We start from the raw sequence: 16,677 nt of genomic DNA on the forward strand, positions 1-16,677 counted from the left end.
GCATGACTATAAAGTTAATCAGTCTACTTTTTATGCTCAGGTAGATTAATATTCATCTCTAGCACATCTAGGCTGTCTTCAGAACGATGGTTGATATTGACATCATCAATCTGAACACCGTTGACGTACTTATTAACCACTTCTAGTATTTCACGTTTCATTTTTTCGATACGGTCGGCGGTCAAGCGATTGTTCAAGCGATTCTCGCTTGCCACGATAACCTTTAAGCGCTCAGTTGCCATATTGGCACTGCCAGCATTACTGCTGTCATCGGTGCCGAATAGACTACTCCAAAATCCTTTTTTCTTACTCATTATTAACCCCCAAACCAGCGCTGTAATAGACTCTTTTTCTTCACATCAATGTGACGCAATGGGCGCTCTTCCCCTAGGAAACGAGCAACGATATCGTCGTAACATTGACCAGCAACAGAATCGGTATAATGAATAACTGGCTCACCGTGGTTAGAGGCTTCAAGCACTGAATGGCTCTCAGGAACCACACCAAGTAACGGTACCTTTAAAATATCGTTAGAGATGGTATCGATATCCATCATCTCATTAGCCGCTGCACGGTCTGCATTATAGCGTGTGATGATGAGATGCTCGCGTACATTCCCTTGGTTTTCAGCCACCTTTTTGGTTTGGCTTTGCAAGATACCAATGATACGGTCCGAGTCACGTACTGAAGAGATCTCAGGATTAGTGACGATGATAGCCTCATCCGCATGATACATTGCAAGTTGCGCACCGCGTTCGATACCAGCAGGCGAGTCACAGATAATATAGTCAAACTGCTTAGACAGCTCGTCCATGACTTCTGCTACACCTTCGTCTGTTAACGCATCTTTATCACGTGTTTGACTGGCAGGGAGGATATATAAATTTTCCAATTGCTTATCTTTAACCAGCGCTTGGGATAGGCGCGCATTACCATTGATAACATCGACAAAGTCATAAACAATTCGATTTTCGCAGCCCATAATCAAGTCTAGATTACGTAAGCCTACATCAAAATCGATAACAACTGTCTTATAGCCACGTAATGCTAAACCGGCGGCAAAAGAAGCACTGGTTGTGGTTTTTCCCACACCGCCTTTACCCGAAGTGATTACAACAATCTTCGCCACAATGGCACACTCCTATGAATTGATGGGATATTTATTATACAAAACAGTATAGATATAAAGTAGCATATTTACTCGGTGTTCACCTAGCGTATATGTGCTATCTGCGAGCGTAAGCCTAGCATAAATATACAAAAACTTATAGCAAGTCTATATTAAAGCACAGAAACAGCCGATATATCACATTTATGCTTGCTATCAGCACAGAGGTTAGAAAGCTAAAAAACGGTCTAGTATCTGCGCTCAAAGCCCGTACATATAGTCTAGCGTAAATAGTGGCAGAGCTAAAAATTCATAATAGCGCAGTTTTGTTAAATAAACTTACTAAAGTATTAACTATGTCATTTAAACGCTAATAGAGCGTTTATTACCTTATTTATCTAAGTCAGTTTTGCTGAAATTGATTTTTGAGCAATGTTAGTCTTATACACAATCTAAACGTTATCCATGACGGTAAAGACCAATCCTTCACCTTCTAAATAACGTACTTCAACCGATTTATCAATCACATGCTCGGGTAGGTTGTCGCGTAAGCAATAAGTACCGGCGACTGATACCAAAGAGGGGTTAAATACTTGGCAGAAAATACGCGCGTCTTTGTCGCCTGTTGCGCCTGCGACCAAGCGACCTTGGGCGCGACCATAGACATGTAAGTTATTGTCCGTAATGGCTTCGGCGCCACTGTTGACACTGTTGGTTAAAATCAAATCGCCGCCAACATGATTGAGACTTTGTCCTGAGCGTAGCATTTGATCATAGATGAGGCTGGTAATATGCTCAGCACTGATAAGCATTTCTGCGGTCAATGTGGTCTCAGCGACTTCAGCTATCTCGCTTGCTGCAACCGCTTGGTTGTCTACTGTTGAGCCATTATTATCGGCAGTAGAGCTCGCAGAGTCGTTAGCAGGTGTCGACTGTGCGCTGTCTTTAGAGGCTGCTACTTGGCTTAACTGAGTAGTGGTTTTTTTACTTGGTAAAATACGCTCGATACGCTTGCCATCAGCGGGGAATATCGCCAAGCGTAGCTCGCGTGCTTGGGCGTCAAGTAAACCTGTGACCACGCCGATAGGTTGCAAACCCCAAGACCAAAGCAGCTCCACCAACGCCGATAAATCCTGCTCAACCTCACTGTCAATCAATACTGGGATATTGCTGTTCTTGTTACTCAGTGTGGTTTCAAGCTGACTGGCAATCGCCGTAAAATCATCGGTGCTAAACTGTACCCGTGAGAAGGTTAGCATCTTGCCATAAAAGGCTAAGGCTGGCGTGTTAGGTGAGGCTAGGGCCTGTTGGTCAATGTCTGAAATCGTCATAATATAAATCCTCAAAATGGTCGTATTGCGGTGTTCACGGTACCGTTTTTATTATTAAAGTATGGCTATATAAACATATGGCTATTAGAATCTAGTTATTATTCACTAGGCTACAAATTAAGCATGTCCTGATGTTTCCACTGCTGGACTTTTATTTGCGCTTCAAACTCATCCAAACTATCAGCGATAATGCTAGAGATTAACGTATCGAGCGCACTGTTATCGGTATCGATTTGAGCAACGCCGTTGGCAATAGCCACCATCAGAGCATCGATACGTTCGGCGTCAAGGAGACGCTTATTAAGCGCATACACCACATTCTCGCCGATATTATGCCCTACATGCTGGAGTTGGGACTCAATTAAATTACCAGCAATGGGTATCATACGCAGATAGCGGCGTAATTCAGGCGTATTGGCCAAGCCCTCTTTAATCGCATTGCCCATTTCAGTGGCGATAATAGTGCCACCGCCCGATGACTCGGTCATTGCTTGGAGTTTCGGTGCCAGCTCTTTACGCAATAGCGATAACACCGCCGCTTCAATCTCATTGCGATTGCGCGCGATGGTAGATTCAATAAAAGATTTATGCATTTGAGGATCGGTTAGCTGCTGCCGAAAGGTCTGAATGGTCGTTAAGATGACGCGGTCAGACAGCTCTTCTAATAATAAGTCGATATAGAAATTAATGCGATTAATCCACGGTTGTGGCAATACTTGATAACCTAGCTGATATAATCGGCGTCCGATAACCACAGCGCGAAATAGACGGAGCGCGCGCAGCTGCGGGAAACAGCCTAACACTTCATACCAGTGTACAAAAGGGAAAAAGAACCAGCGGTAATACACCTTTTCTTTAATAGCAATGACCCAGCGTAATAGCAGCTCTACAATCAAGAATAGGGTAAAGAAGCCACCGGCTGTCCGCAACGAATCATGGAAATGGTTTTGATACCAGTTTAATGCCTCACTCAGAGTGAACCACTGGGCAGCATCACGACTAAACCCACTCATTAAAATAGCATCAATACCGATTAATAATAAATCAATACTAATGGCGATAATCATCACAATATCATAGGTCAGTTTCAAGCGATTGGGCTTGGGACGGTTTGATCTTGGTGGCGTGCTATTCGATAAGTCTGAGGACTGATTGCGCGCCGACATTGATTCTATAGGCGTGCTGGTAGTAGAAGAGGCGGACACAGTCATACCTTATTAAGTAGTAAATGGCATCAGTAGAGAGTGGCTTTATGCCAATCACTGTCAAATAAGCAACGAGTTTAACAGTTATTCACATTATCAATGAATCATGCCAAAAAACAAGCCATCAACCATTATAATTTGGTATTTTACTCATCATTCATGTACTCACTATTCTTTTATATAGAAATCTTTATATATAAATACGCTGACGGTATTAACGGATTATGATAGCGGAAAAATTTGAGCGTGAGTAAGCGCTATAACATTTTATCAGCAGCTGTTCTTTATAACGAGCTGCCTTTATTCTAATCCTTGCGCGTTTCAACAACTGCTGGGTCATCAAATTCAGCAAGCATCTCGGTAATACGTTGGTCTTTTTGTCGCCAAATTTGTTCGACCCACTCAAACATTTGCGCTTTAACGGCTTCATCGTTTTCGTAACCCCCGTTTTGAATACCAGTAAATAATGCGTCAGGTATCTCAATATGGCGGACATCGACGCCTAAGCGCTTGATATTGCCTTTCCATAAATCACCATAGGTTGGGACGCCGTCAGGATAGACGATGGTCATATCTAAGATACCATCGACGTCGGCGCCCAAGGCGTTAATAGCCAGCGACAAACCTCCTGCACGTGGCTTTAATAAGTGCTGATAAGGTGAGCCTTGCTTATCATGTTTTTCTTGGGTGAAGCGCGTGCCTTCTAAATAGTTCAATAAGGTAAAGGGCTTGTCTTTTAATAACGCACAAGCACGCTTTGCTTCTTCGATATCCTTACCTTTGAGGGCAGGATTTTTGGCAATCTCTTCTTTAGAGTGTCGGCGCATCATAGGGAAGTCTAAAAAGTAAAACGCTTGTCCAACGATGGGAATATAAATCAGCTCAAACTTCGTAAAAAAACGGGTCAGCGGTAAGCGTTTTTCACTGATGTATTGCACGATGCTGGTATCCACCCATGATTGATGGTTACTAACAAGCAGGTATTTACCATCCATATGGACATCGTCAGGTAAATGAATGCGCCAGTCTTTACGGGGCAAAATCGTATCTATCAGCGCATTATTGCTACTAATCCAGTGATCAGCGATTTTAATCACTGTCTTATCGGCGATAGGGGCGCCAGTGATGATTTTGCCAACCCCCATGAGCCATAACGGAATGCTACCGCCAAAGCTATTGGCAGCGATGACCCCAGTTGCTGTCGCCAGCGACAGTACTTTTCCCAATTTTGGGGCACGTTTATGTATTTTCTGCATAGCAGCATTCAAGCGCATGTCCAATCCCTTCCTATTCATTTCGTTAACTACTTCATCTTTTTTTAGAATTTTTTAAACCACTTAAAAATATCTGGTTAATATGTTCTTAACCTGGACTGTTATTTATTAGCAACAAATTGGCAGGGCAGTATAAAGGCTAATCATTGTCTAACTTTGCCATTAGTTTAAATCATTATCAGTAAAAATTTATGCCTGATTAATACCACTGAGTTATCTTTTCTGACTAGTGACGTAACCCTTAATAAATCAATGCAATTCATTAAAGTAATACAGTTTTTAGTATTTTAAAATATACAAGACCCTATATAAGTCTGGTTATTATCCGAGTTTATATTTTAGCATTGCTTATTTAACAATCCATTTACTGGCCGATTTTAGCAGAAAAAAATTAGAGTGTATGACTGTAAACGTGACTTGCGGTAGCAAACTAGGGGAGCTGATAAGCAATAAGATATAGCTAGTTATGCACTTCTCATACATAGATGTGACAAAATATTACACACAAATAGATGGCAATTGTCATAATAATAACAAGGATGGATAAACATCTAAACGATATTGCTGATCAACAGTTGTTATACGCAATATTCATAAAAAGCACAATTTATCTATCGATTTTTTAACTTAAGAGGAAATATCATGCGTAATACATTAATGATTGCAGCAGTAGCATCAGGTTTGATTCTAAGCGGTTGTGCAACTGATCCATATACTGGACAACAGACCCTTAATAAATCTGCACTTGGCGCATTAGCTGGTGCAGCTGGTGGCGCGACCATCTCAAAAGCAACAGGTGGTGATAAAACTGGACGTGATGCCGCTATCGGTGCTGCATTAGGCGCAGGTGTTGGTTATTACATGGATCGCCAAGCTAAGCAGCTTCAGCAGCAAATGGCCGGTACTGGCGTGACGGTTACGCCAAATGCAAATGGTAACATTGACTTGGTCATGCCAGGTAACATTACGTTCTCATTTGATGATGCTACTCTGAATAATTCATTTAAGCCAACGCTTGATAAGCTTGCATCTACGATGAATGAGTACAACCAAAACACCATTACTATTGCTGGTCATACTGACAGTAAAGGTGCTGATGCTTATAACATGGATTTGTCACGTAAACGCGCTTATGCCGTAGCGAACTATTTAAGTGCTCGCGGTGTAGCTTCTAACCGTATCAACGTGGTAGCCTACGGCGAGTCGCGTCCAGTTGCTGATAACAACAGTGAATATGGTCGTCAACAAAACCGCCGTGTTGAGTTAACGGTTAATGCGCCAAATAGCGTTCGTTAATCACTGCTATTTTTAAAATAGATAATTAAAAAAAGAGGCCAGCGCAAAGCTGGTCTTTTTTTGCTTAAAATTTGTTTAATCTTTTAAATTTATATTTGATAATAGTTATCAATAACATTATAATTCGCAGGTACTAAATTTTGTCAGCCTTTAAAGACATCGAGCATAGTTAATATCGATGTAAGCAAACGATATCTTGAAATCAAAAGTCGGACTCTGATAAATACTTGTTATGCTGAATTTTAATCCCTCAACTTTTTAAACTTCTATTTTGCTATTTTATGTAGTGTATCTCATCGAGGACGTGTATGAATATCAGCCCAGCGATAAACCGTAAAATTTTACCGACTACTTTAGCTGCTGCACTGGCAGGGATACTGATGGTATCAGGTTGTACCAAACAGTCTGATGAGGCCGCAAATACGGACGCACAAGTTGACATGCAAGGCACGGCAAAGACGACGACTAAAACTTCCTCAGCTGCTGCCCAAGCGCATATCGATCGCTTGCTGATTAGCTATGCTGATATGGCACACGCCGCCTTCAAGGATTCTTTAGAAACCGCCAAGATTTTACAAACAGCGGTCAATACTTATGTAGAAACGCCGACCCAAGCCAATCTTGATGCCGCTAAAGCGGCTTATAAAGCGGCTCGCCAACCCTATTCACAAACTGAAGTATTCCGTTTTGATGAAGGTTTTGTAACTGCTAATGATAAACGTGCAATTGGCAGCGTTGATGGTTGGGAAGGGCAGGTGAATGCTTGGCCGCTTGATGAGGCATTAATTGATTATGTGAGTGACAGTTATGAGGGCGAATATAACAGTCAGGACAATATTATCAATAGCGACAGCATCACAGTAGGTAGCCTAAAGCAAGATACGACCACCATTACGCCTGAATTATTGGCTGAAATGAATGAGATCGGTGGCAGCGAAGCCAATGTCACCACGGGCTACCATGCGATTGAGTTCATGTTATGGGGTCAAGATACCAATGGCGTCGGTGAAGGTGCAGGTAACCGTCCAGTGAGCGACTATATAACAACAAACGGTAAATGTACCAGCGGTGAAACGATAAATACTGATGTCAGTATTTGCGAGCGCCGTGGGCAGTATCTAAAAGCCGCGACCCAGTTGTTGGTTGATGATCTAACCGCGATGGAAGCCCAGTGGCAGCCTGATAGCGAAAACACCTTACGTAGTGACATGATGGAACGTAAAGACAAAAATGGTCTGCGTCAAATCATGTATCAAATGGGCAGCTTAGCGCTTGGCGAGCTTGCTTCTGAGCGTATACAAGTTGCCTTTGTTACCGGCTCTACCGAAGATGAGCATGAATGCTTTAGTGATTTGACACATCTAAGCTACGCCAATAATGCCCGTGGTATTCAAAATGTCTTTAATGGCAGCTATAAAACCGTTGCTGGCAAAACAGTCGGTGGGTATGGGGTTAAACACTATCTTATAGATACAGGTAACACAGAAGCGGCTGATAAGTTAGTGGCTGACTTTGCCAAAGTAGAAGCGGCATTTAAAGTGATCGTTGAAAAAGGCGAAAAAGACGGTATTAAGGTAGATCAAATGATTGCAACGGTAGGACAAGCCAGCAAACAGGGTATCTCTGCTGAAGAGCAAAATAAACGCCGTGGTTGGATTGAAAGCAGTATTACTAGCTTACAAGAGCTAACAGCTGGCATTGAAAACGCTGCAAAAGCAGTTGGTATTGACAATCTAGACGCCGATGTAGGCTCACAGTTTTAAGATGACTCATATTTCATACAGTCAATTGCCTATATTTATATGCCTAATAAGTCAATATAAGCGAATGAGAATCATTTTTATAGAAAAATAATTTAGGTATAATACACACGTTGTCGACGACCGTTGGCAGCGTGTTTTTTTATAGCGTATGAAAGTAGTCAGATTGGTCGGTGCGCAGTTGTTATTTATCGAATAGAAGTGAAAAATTATAGCACGCGTTTTTAATGGTTCTATACTAGAACTAAGGTTCCCTATGAGCAGCAGTAATGTGTTAAACGCTAAACAATCTACCGCGTTTTATTCCTCTTTGATAGTTAAGAATTTACCATTGAAGCTATCGCTAGGAATAGCATGTGCCCTATCAATAAGCGCCTGTCAGCCAAGTGACAATATTGCTAATACTGCTGATGATAGCAAGACCCAAGAAAACGGCCATTCTCAAACACTCACTTCTGCGCGTGCCCAAACTATTGAAGCTTTATCTGGCGTGTCTATGCAGCAGCTTGCCAGCTTTGATGCGCAAGAGATTAAGCAAGGTGGTGACACGGGCATTAGTATTACTACGAGCGAGAGCTATTCTAAACCTTCATCAAATATCACTGCCTCGCGTAAAGGCTCTTTCTTTATAGGCAATGCGTTTTTTAGGCAGCCATGGGTGGTTGCGCCAGCCAGTACCGATAGTCGTGATGGTCTTGGGGCTTTATTTAATGTTGCTGCGTGTCAATCCTGTCACATCAAAGACGGTCGCGGTCATGCGCCAATGAGCAGCGAAGATGATGCTGACAGTTTGCTCATCCGTCTTGCCATGCCTGCAACTACAGATGAGCAGCGACAAAAATTAAAAGATTCCTTAATAGAAAAAGTTGTGCACCCTATTTATGGCGGTCAATTACAGGATCGCGGTATTCAAGGTGTACCTGCGGAAGCAAGAATTGCAGTACAGTGGATAGACAAGCCGATTACCTTTGCTGATGGCCATGTCGAGACGTTACGGTCGCCGACCTTTAATTTGACCAAACCGGGTTATGGTGCATTTAATGATGAACTAATGGTGTCGCCGCGTATTGCCTTACCCATGATTGGGCTTGGACTACTCGAGCAAATTCCAGACGAAGCCATTAAAAAACAAGCAATAAAAGCGAATAAGGCGAATGGCGACATTAGCGGCAAATTCAACTGGGTTATGGATCCGCAAACAGGAAAAGTAGCGTTAGGACGTTTTGGCTGGAAAGCAGGTCAAACCAAGCTTATTACCCAAAATCAAAGCGCTTTTAATGAAGATATGGGGTTGACTTCCAATATCCGTCCTCATGAATCTTGCATGCCGACGCAGACCTCTTGTGTAAAGGCGGTGACTGGTTCTGATGATCAAGGTAATGGCAAGCTAGCTGTTGAAGTCAATGATGAAGTGGCTAAATTCGTCGAATTTTATACCCGTAATCTAGCCGTACCGCATCGCCGAAATGCTGACGATAAGCTGGTACTGGCGGGCAAAAAACGCTTCTATGATATGGGCTGTCAAAGCTGCCATACGCCAAGATATCAGTTGCCAAAAACCGAAGATGACCATCTTGAGCAGCATGGGCAAGTGATTTATCCTTATACCGATTTATTGTTACATGATATGGGCGATGATCTCGCTGATCGTACCATCGCTGGCAAGCTGCCGTCGAAAGATTTACAAGTTGAGTTTTTAGCCAATTCTTATGAATGGCGTACGCCTGCATTATGGGGTATTGGGCTTGCGCAAACGGTTAATCCGCAAGCGACGTTTTTACATGATGGGCGTGCGCGTACGCTAATGGAAGCGGTACTTTGGCACGGCGGCGAAGCTGAAAAGCAGAAACAAAAGGTATTAACGTTAGACAAACAAGGGCGCACTGAATTGAATGCGTTCTTAACATCATTATAAAAGCGATGTTATTCATCTATTGTTAATGAATAAATTGTTCATAACTAAATAAACTGGTGTTAATAAGGTTTTTCCATTATCCATTCACCAGCATAAAGATTGAAATTATTACTCATATCAATAGCTATATAAATACTGAGAAACTTATGAAAATAAACCATGCTTTAGCAATTGCGCTATCAGCATTAAGCGCAGGTATCCTCATTAGCTGCGTCAAACCTGCTGATGAGAGCAAAGCGTCAGAGGTAGACAGTCAAGTTGCACAAGACAGCGCAACTGCTACTGGCACAACAAATAATAATGGAACGGTAGAAAATAATGACGTTAATGCAGATAAGATGACTGCTGTTGATATTAGCGCTGATACTGAAAAAAATTATTTGACCCATGTGGCAAATGATATCGTTATCCCAGCATATGCAGATGCAGCCAAGCAAAGTGATTTATTGCACGATTTGGCAAAAAAGCATTGTCAGCAAGCGCCAGTCAGCGGTAAGGAGTTGCAAGCGCTGCGCGACCAGTGGCTGGTATTGGCGCAAGCGTGGGCAGGTGCTGAGATGATCAATTTCGGACCAGCGACCGCGAGCATGAGTAATTTATATATCAATTATTATCCCGACGAGCGCGGTCTGGTACACAGTGGCGTTGCCGATCTAATCGCTGCCAATCCCAAGCTTACGGCTGAGCAACTTGCTAATGAAAGTGCTATCGTTCAAGGTGTGCCAGGATTAGAAGAAGCGCTTTATGCCAATGACAGTTTGGATGCAGGGCAATGTGCTTATGTGATCAGTGCCAGTAGCGCCTTGAGCACGCGCCTAAAAGATATTGAGAAAAACTGGCAGCAGAATGCCACTGATTTATTAGCCATTGATAAAACAGCTAAAAGCGATCAAGGATTGAATCAATGGTTTAATTCCTTATTGTCATTAATTGAGACCATGAAGTCCAATGCTATCGATCAGCCATTAGGCTTAACCGGTAAGAAAAAAGGTCACCTGCCAGCTGCGACTGCAGGGCAAAGCCGCGCCATAATCAATGCTAAATTGGCCACATTAAATGAGGCGCTGACTGATCCTGTTTTAACCGCTATCCTTGGTAGCAACGATGAAAACGCAGTGGCGGATAATTTATCGACTGCGCTTGCTGATGCGACCACCTTATTGGCGCAAATGCCAGAAGACTTGGCGACTGCTGATAAAGCCACCCAGCAAGAGTTGTATGAGAAGCTGACGACTATTACGCGCATTATTAAGCGCCAATTGATTCCGACCCTCGGTATCCGTGTGGGCTTTAACAGCACTGATGGCGATTAAAAAATGCACCTTATCGATACTAAGACAGCAAATAAGTCAAAAGAGCAGCAGCCTAATGATAAACTGCTTGCAACATCGGCATTGACGATGCTTTCTACGGTCATAGGTACAGCAGTGTTTGTCGGTATTCATCATGGTTATCGTAAGCAGCGTCATCTTGATGCGCGTTTGCAAGACTATGTAGTGGGTATGCGCTCGCAGTTGCAGTCGTTAACCTCAACACCTAAACGCGAGCTAACGCAGTTTCGCTACGCTTGTCAGCAAGCCGCTACTGCGTGGCAAAAGGCTTATCATTTACCGATAGATGCAAAGCAAAATACCAAGCATCATAGCTTAACTGACTTTAGCGCCGCACATACCACTACCGTATTGCCGCGCCCCGTTTGCTGGGTTAGTGGTGTAGCCTCCATGCCAAAAAATATCGTGTTAGCAAATAATGATAGCGCTGATGCCTGTCATAATGAAAATGATTTTGGCGTGGTCGGTATCGATGCCGATAGACAAATCGTCTGGCAAACCACCATGCCTGAACGTGTCCACGATATTGTTGTCCAGCCTATTTTTGACCGTAAAAGCACATCTGCTAACCATAAAAAAAATCGTGATGTGGTGGTCATGGGTCGTCGTCCGAGTGAAAGTTTTTGGGTATTAGACACGGCGAGTGGACAAGTAAAATTTGCTATTAAAGCATCAAATAATCGCCACTTTTATGGTCATGCTTGCTATAGCTTAGATGGTAAATTGCTCTATGTGACCGAAAACGATACGATAAGTTTAGACGGTAAAATAGGTATCTATGATGCTAATGATAATTACAAAAAAATAGCAGAATTTGACTCGTATGGTATCGGTCCACATGAGCTGATTATGCATCCTGATGGTGAGATATTAGTGATTGCTAACGGTGGCATCAAAACCGAACAGGCTTCTCGTGAAGAGCTCAATTTAGATAGCATGCGTCCATCATTGGTTTACCTAAACCGTCATAATGGCGATTTATTTGAGCAAATTATCCCTGAACACAATCAGATGAGCGTGCGTCACCTAGCGATGTATGACGATGGAACGGTGATGATTGGTATTCAGTTTCAAGGTGAAAAGCATATCAATGTGCCGTTAGTATTGACGCACAAGCGCGGTGATATGGATTTTAAACCGCTTATTATGCCCAATAACCAATGGCAACGCTTTCACCAATATATCGCTAGCGTCGCGGTCGACAGTGAGCGTAACCTATTATGCGTGACCACACCGATTGGTGGTTGTGCGGCAATTTATGATTTAAACACTCGTACATTGATTGATGATGTTAGCCTGCCAGATTGTGCAGGAGCAGCAGTGTTGTTTAATCAGGGTAATAACAAAGAAGACGATAATGATAAGTGCTCAGGGTTTATTGTCAGTGATGGCCAAGGTCAGTTAACCGCATTATATGTTAATAGCTTGGCAACGGCAGAATTGGATACTGTAGATAAAAGGGAGCGTATTTTTAAAGACCGCAAATTACATATGCTGTCGTTTGACAATCACTTGCAAGCGCTGTGAGCATGAATTTGCCGCCAGCATATCAATCTCCCTTATTAGAAAAAGCGATACAACGTTTGGCGCAAGCGGATATCGAACTCCATATCACGAAAAAGCGGGTTAAAAATATCAATTTCCGCTTAAAACCGCATAAATTAATGGTTTCTGTACCAATATTTATTAGCTCGGCACAAGCTGCGCAGGCTGTGGCGAGGCGTGTATCTTGGGCGATCGCTAACCATGCGCAAGTCTTAGAACAATATAAGCGTCAACAACTTCCTTTAAAAGAATCTCCAAATGATGACCGCGCTTTGCTATTGTGGGGTGTAGAGCAATCGTTCAGCTTAAACCACGATGAAAAATTTGCCTATTATCGTCAACAACTTTCCGCAGTAACGCCTGCATTATTTGCAAAATGGCAACCGATTGTCGGTGCGACAGCCAATGAGATACGCCTAAAAAAAATGCATACGCGCTGGGGCAGTTGTAACACGCGTGCGCGCCGAATTTGGTTATCTGTGTATCTGCCTGCTTATCCTATTGAGTGCACCGAATACGTCATCGTCCATGAGCTGTGTCATTTACACCATGCCAATCATAGCCGCGCCTTTTGGCAAACAGTAGCGAATGCAATGCCTGAGTATCAGCATTGGCACGATATGCTAGCAGGGAAGACGGGACAGTTAGATTAAATCCTTCATCTAAATACTATCAACAAGCGCCATAAGACTGATATGATAAATGATAACGATACGAATTATGTCGTTTAAGTAATATTCTTATCTACCATACATACAGGGATGTCATATGGAAAACGTCAATCAAGCGGAGTTTTGGCAGCAGCGTTATGAGCAAGACAGTATCAGTTGGGATATGGGACAAGTATCGCCACCGCTTAAAGCCTATATTGACCAACTGCCTGAATCTGCTAAAGACCAAGCTATTTTAGTGCCGGGTGCGGGTAATGCTTACGAGGTGGGTTATCTACATGAGCAAGGATTTACCAATGTCACCTTGGTTGATTTTGCCCCTGCACCGATTGCAGCGTTTGCTGAGCGTTATCCTAACTTTCCAGCGGATAAGCTAATCTGCGCCGATTTTTTTGAGTTATCGGCTGACAAATATCAGTTTGATTGGGTGCTTGAGCAGACGTTTTTTTGTGCGATAAATCCATCACGCCGTGATGAATATGTAGAGCAAATGGCAGCATTGCTTAAACCGAATGGTAAGCTGGTTGGTTTACTCTTTGATAAAGATTTCGGGCGACAAGAGCCACCGTTTGGCGGTACAAAAGCTGAATACCAACAGCGTTTTGAGCAGCGTTTTGATATTGAAGTCATAGAGCAAAGCGATAACTCGCATCCCGCACGCCAGGGCAGTGAGCTGTTTACTAAGATGCGCGTAAAATCTTAATCTCACGCTTGATGTTTTCTCGAGCTTGTTCTTCTAGGCGGGAATGATAGTAATCAGTCAGATAAAGCGTTGGATGCCCTAATAATTTTTTTAATACTTTAACTCGTCCGACGTGGTAATCGACGTTTGAGATGTGAGCATACTCTTGGCGTACGGCTTGGGCATATTGTTCGTACTCCGACCAAGAAGCTCCCAAAATACTTAAGTCCATATCTAGTAAATACGCGGCGTCGCTATATTTGTCAGGCTCTATTAACTCATCAATCTGGCCAATTTGATGGCTGGCTGTCATCATAATCAGCGCGTAGATATATTGGCATTGCTCAGCACTCAGATAAGAACTTAGCGACTCTACAGCATATTCTGCACTTTTAAGCTCATTGTCTGAGCGTGTTGGCTCATATACCGAATCATGAAAGAGTAGTGCCAATGCGATAATATGTGGCTCATTCAAATGATGCTTAACCTGTTCGAACTGCCCAAACAGCTGTCGAATATGCTGCAAGCTATGATAAGCGCGCTGGATTTCGTTATAGCGCATGGCAATATCTTGCCAGAGCGCTTCCAACGCCGCTGGCGTGATAGTATTATTGAGCGCAGATGAGTGCTGTTGCAAGCCCTTACCAAGCTCATTCTTTAGCTGCAAAACCTCATTCATAGTCAACCCACATCGTTATAGCCGTCTAGCCTTTTTTAGCACTATCTTCAAATGCTTGTTTAAATAGCTTACCAAGCAAATTGACATCATCGACGCGGGCATAATTTAAACGGGTGACGAAGGCGATATGACGATGAGGACCTTTTTCCGCCAATGGTATTGCAACGGCGTTTTGGTTTTGCAAATGCAGTTGATCGAGCGCCATTTCGGGCACCAACGTCGTACCCATATTGGCAAGTGCCATTTGAATAAGGGTGTTTAAGCTGGCATCTGAAAAGCTTGATTTCATCTGCGCCCGATCAAAATGACAGACAGATAAGGTTTGATCGGTCAGGCAATGCCCTTCGCCAAGTAGCATCAGATTGGCCGTTGCTAGCTCATCAGCGTTGATGGTTTTGAGCTTGGCATGCACATCGTCTTTTGGAAAGACGGCAAAGAAATCCTCCGCCCAGAACTCAAAAGTATGCAAGCCATCTACGGCATAAGGCAGTGCAATGATAGCGGTATCAATATGACCGTAACGCACTTGTTCAAGCAAGCGCTCGGTTTGCTGCTCAACGATGGTCATACGAAATTCTGGATAATGTTCACGCAGCGCGGGCAACACTTTTGGTAGTAGGTAAGGGGCAATTGTTGGAATGATACCGACGGTCATAGGGTAAGTAAGGGGCGATTGATGGCTGTGCGCGCGCGTGGTCAAATCATTGACTTCCGAAAATACCCGCTGCGCCCGCGTCAAGATGTCTTCACCAATCGGGGTAATCAAAACTTGCTTATTATTGCGCTCAAAAATCTGCGTATCTAATTGCTTTTCTAACTCTGCGATACCAAGGCTCAATGCAGACTGTGAAATATTACAGTCTTCTGCTGCGCGTTTAAAGTGACGGTGTTTAGCGACGGCTAAGGCAAACTCGAGTTGACGTAAAGTAATCATAAAACCTCTCTATTAATGGGTTTTTCATGCGATTTGTTTTACTCTTTTATCTTGTGTACACTATCAATTTAATACTGATGTACAGATAAAAAAGTAGATAGAATAGTTTAACAAGTTTAATAAAACAAAACATCAAATTAAAAACTTTTAATTTGATTAACCATAGAATTCGCGTATAGTTTGTCAGGTAGCCCAGAGATTAGAAGGGTTAATAGAAACAAACCTAAAATAAATTTTAATTACCTTACCATCAATCAATCAAAAAAAAGGAGCCAATCATGGCGTCTATTATCAATCAAGAAATCCCAGAATTTTCAGCAGAAGCGTTTGTAAACGGTGAGTTCAAAACCATCACCTCTGAAGACGTAAAAGGTAGCTGGGCGATTTTCCTATTTTACCCAGCCGATTTTACCTTTGTTTGCCCAACTGAACTTGAAGACATGGCAGCACATTACGAAGAGCTAAAAGGCCTAGGCGTAGAAGTGTACTCAGTATCAACCGATACGCATTTCACTCATAAAGCATGGCATGATTCTTCAGAAGCAATCGGCAAAGTTACTTACCCAATGATTGGCGATCCTACTGGCCGTATCACTCGTGGCTTTAACGTCATGATTGAAGAAGCAGGTTTGGCTGAGCGTGGTACATTCTTAGTAGATCCAGACGGATTGATTCAAGTTGCTGAGATTCATGCTGGCGGTATCGGCCGTAGTGCAAAAGACATGCTACGTAAAGTAAAAGCGGCACAATACGTTCGTGAAAACGACGGCGAAGTTTGCCCAGCAGCTTGGGAACAAGGTCAAGAAACTCTTAAACCAAGTCTTGACCTTGTTGGAAAAATCTAAGTAGTGGCTTAATTCGCTTAACCATTTAGATCTTTTTAGTATTGCATATCTTACTTTCAGTTATATCAGTACTATGAATAAAGACCCCATCAGCCTAAGTT

15 protein-coding genes are annotated in these 16,677 nt (G+C 42.8%); 8 read left to right on the forward strand and 7 right to left on the reverse strand.

Features of this window, described 5'->3' with window-relative positions; genetic code table 11:
• Positions 1-23: 23 nt before the first annotated feature.
• From minE to FQ084_RS00505, 5 genes are all read right to left on the reverse strand, one after another.
• On the reverse strand, positions 24-314 hold the full coding sequence (minE, locus tag FQ084_RS00485; protein WP_149488695.1) for a cell division topological specificity factor MinE: 291 nt from the start codon (positions 312-314) through the stop codon (positions 24-26).
• A gap of 2 nt (positions 315-316) precedes the next feature.
• The gene (minD, locus tag FQ084_RS00490; RefSeq protein WP_149488696.1) at positions 317-1,129 is read right to left on the reverse strand and encodes a septum site-determining protein MinD; all 813 of its coding nucleotides are present in this window, start codon (positions 1,127-1,129) and stop codon (positions 317-319) included.
• Positions 1,130-1,560: 431 nt separating this feature from the next.
• The gene (gene minC / locus FQ084_RS00495; RefSeq protein WP_149488697.1) at positions 1,561-2,439 is read right to left on the reverse strand and encodes a septum site-determining protein MinC; all 879 of its coding nucleotides are present in this window, start codon (positions 2,437-2,439) and stop codon (positions 1,561-1,563) included.
• Positions 2,440-2,549: 110 nt separating this feature from the next.
• Positions 2,550-3,644: a hypothetical protein gene (locus FQ084_RS00500; protein ID WP_149488698.1), complete on the reverse strand. Its 1,095-nt coding sequence runs from the start codon at positions 3,642-3,644 to the stop codon at positions 2,550-2,552.
• A gap of 305 nt (positions 3,645-3,949) precedes the next feature.
• On the reverse strand, positions 3,950-4,918 hold the full coding sequence (locus FQ084_RS00505; RefSeq protein WP_149488699.1) for an acyltransferase: 969 nt from the start codon (positions 4,916-4,918) through the stop codon (positions 3,950-3,952).
• A gap of 642 nt (positions 4,919-5,560) precedes the next feature.
• Between FQ084_RS00505 and FQ084_RS00510 the strand changes: the two genes are divergently transcribed.
• From FQ084_RS00510 to FQ084_RS00540, 7 genes are all read left to right on the forward strand, one after another.
• Positions 5,561-6,214: an OmpA family protein gene (locus FQ084_RS00510; protein WP_149488700.1), complete on the forward strand. Its 654-nt coding sequence runs from the start codon at positions 5,561-5,563 to the stop codon at positions 6,212-6,214.
• A gap of 308 nt (positions 6,215-6,522) precedes the next feature.
• A complete protein-coding gene (locus tag FQ084_RS00515; protein WP_149488701.1) occupies positions 6,523-7,977 on the forward strand; it encodes an imelysin family protein in 1,455 nt (484 codons plus the stop codon).
• A 253-nt stretch (positions 7,978-8,230) separates the two neighbouring features.
• Positions 8,231-9,889, forward strand: coding sequence for a di-heme oxidoredictase family protein (locus tag FQ084_RS00520; RefSeq protein WP_149488702.1), 1,659 nt, complete (start codon positions 8,231-8,233; stop codon positions 9,887-9,889).
• Between the two features lie 146 nt (positions 9,890-10,035).
• Positions 10,036-11,202 (forward strand): imelysin family protein, encoded by a 1,167-nt coding sequence (locus FQ084_RS00525; protein WP_149488703.1) that lies wholly within the window; start codon positions 10,036-10,038, stop codon positions 11,200-11,202.
• Between the two features lie 3 nt (positions 11,203-11,205).
• Positions 11,206-12,747, forward strand: a complete 1,542-nt coding sequence (locus tag FQ084_RS00530; protein WP_149488704.1) for a DUF1513 domain-containing protein — start codon at positions 11,206-11,208, stop codon at positions 12,745-12,747.
• Positions 12,748-12,749: 2 nt separating this feature from the next.
• Positions 12,750-13,418: a M48 family metallopeptidase gene (locus FQ084_RS00535; protein WP_149488705.1), complete on the forward strand. Its 669-nt coding sequence runs from the start codon at positions 12,750-12,752 to the stop codon at positions 13,416-13,418.
• Between the two features lie 115 nt (positions 13,419-13,533).
• Entirely contained in the window at positions 13,534-14,139 is a 606-nt protein-coding gene (locus FQ084_RS00540) for a methyltransferase domain-containing protein (protein WP_149488706.1), read from the forward strand.
• Here the strand turns inward: FQ084_RS00540 and FQ084_RS00545 are convergent.
• Both FQ084_RS00545 and FQ084_RS00550 read right to left on the reverse strand, forming a co-directional pair.
• Positions 14,117-14,797 carry a hypothetical protein gene (locus tag FQ084_RS00545; protein ID WP_149488707.1) on the reverse strand — a complete coding sequence of 227 codons (681 nt, stop codon included), beginning with the start codon at positions 14,795-14,797 and terminating at the stop codon, positions 14,117-14,119. The genes FQ084_RS00540 and FQ084_RS00545 overlap by 23 nt on opposite strands.
• A 25-nt stretch (positions 14,798-14,822) precedes the next feature.
• A complete protein-coding gene (locus FQ084_RS00550; RefSeq protein WP_149488708.1) occupies positions 14,823-15,731 on the reverse strand; it encodes a hydrogen peroxide-inducible genes activator in 909 nt (302 codons plus the stop codon).
• A 278-nt stretch (positions 15,732-16,009) separates the two neighbouring features.
• Between FQ084_RS00550 and ahpC the strand changes: the two genes are divergently transcribed.
• Positions 16,010-16,576: an alkyl hydroperoxide reductase subunit C gene (gene ahpC / locus FQ084_RS00555; RefSeq protein ID WP_149488709.1), complete on the forward strand. Its 567-nt coding sequence runs from the start codon at positions 16,010-16,012 to the stop codon at positions 16,574-16,576.
• Positions 16,577-16,677: the final 101 nt, after the last annotated feature.

The sequence above is a fragment of the Psychrobacter sp. ANT_WB68 genome (assembly GCF_008369115.1).
Lineage (GTDB): Bacteria > Pseudomonadota > Gammaproteobacteria > Pseudomonadales > Moraxellaceae > Psychrobacter.

Coding starts and splice junctions, on each gene's coding strand:
- minE (WP_149488695.1), bottom strand. CDS start 314: ATGAGTAAGAAAAAAGGATTTTGGAGTAGTCTATTCGGCACCGATGAC.
- minC (WP_149488697.1), bottom strand. CDS start 2,439: ATGACGATTTCAGACATTGACCAACAGGCCCTAGCCTCACCTAACACG.
- FQ084_RS00505 (WP_149488699.1), bottom strand. CDS start 4,918: ATGCGCTTGAATGCTGCTATGCAGAAAATACATAAACGTGCCCCAAAA.
- FQ084_RS00510 (WP_149488700.1), top strand. CDS start 5,561: ATGCGTAATACATTAATGATTGCAGCAGTAGCATCAGGTTTGATTCTA.
- FQ084_RS00515 (WP_149488701.1), top strand. CDS start 6,523: ATGAATATCAGCCCAGCGATAAACCGTAAAATTTTACCGACTACTTTA.
- FQ084_RS00520 (WP_149488702.1), top strand. CDS start 8,231: ATGAGCAGCAGTAATGTGTTAAACGCTAAACAATCTACCGCGTTTTAT.
- FQ084_RS00525 (WP_149488703.1), top strand. CDS start 10,036: ATGAAAATAAACCATGCTTTAGCAATTGCGCTATCAGCATTAAGCGCA.
- FQ084_RS00530 (WP_149488704.1), top strand. CDS start 11,206: ATGCACCTTATCGATACTAAGACAGCAAATAAGTCAAAAGAGCAGCAG.
- FQ084_RS00535 (WP_149488705.1), top strand. CDS start 12,750: ATGAATTTGCCGCCAGCATATCAATCTCCCTTATTAGAAAAAGCGATA.
- FQ084_RS00540 (WP_149488706.1), top strand. CDS start 13,534: ATGGAAAACGTCAATCAAGCGGAGTTTTGGCAGCAGCGTTATGAGCAA.
- FQ084_RS00545 (WP_149488707.1), bottom strand. CDS start 14,797: ATGAATGAGGTTTTGCAGCTAAAGAATGAGCTTGGTAAGGGCTTGCAA.
- FQ084_RS00550 (WP_149488708.1), bottom strand. CDS start 15,731: ATGATTACTTTACGTCAACTCGAGTTTGCCTTAGCCGTCGCTAAACAC.
- ahpC (WP_149488709.1), top strand. CDS start 16,010: ATGGCGTCTATTATCAATCAAGAAATCCCAGAATTTTCAGCAGAAGCG.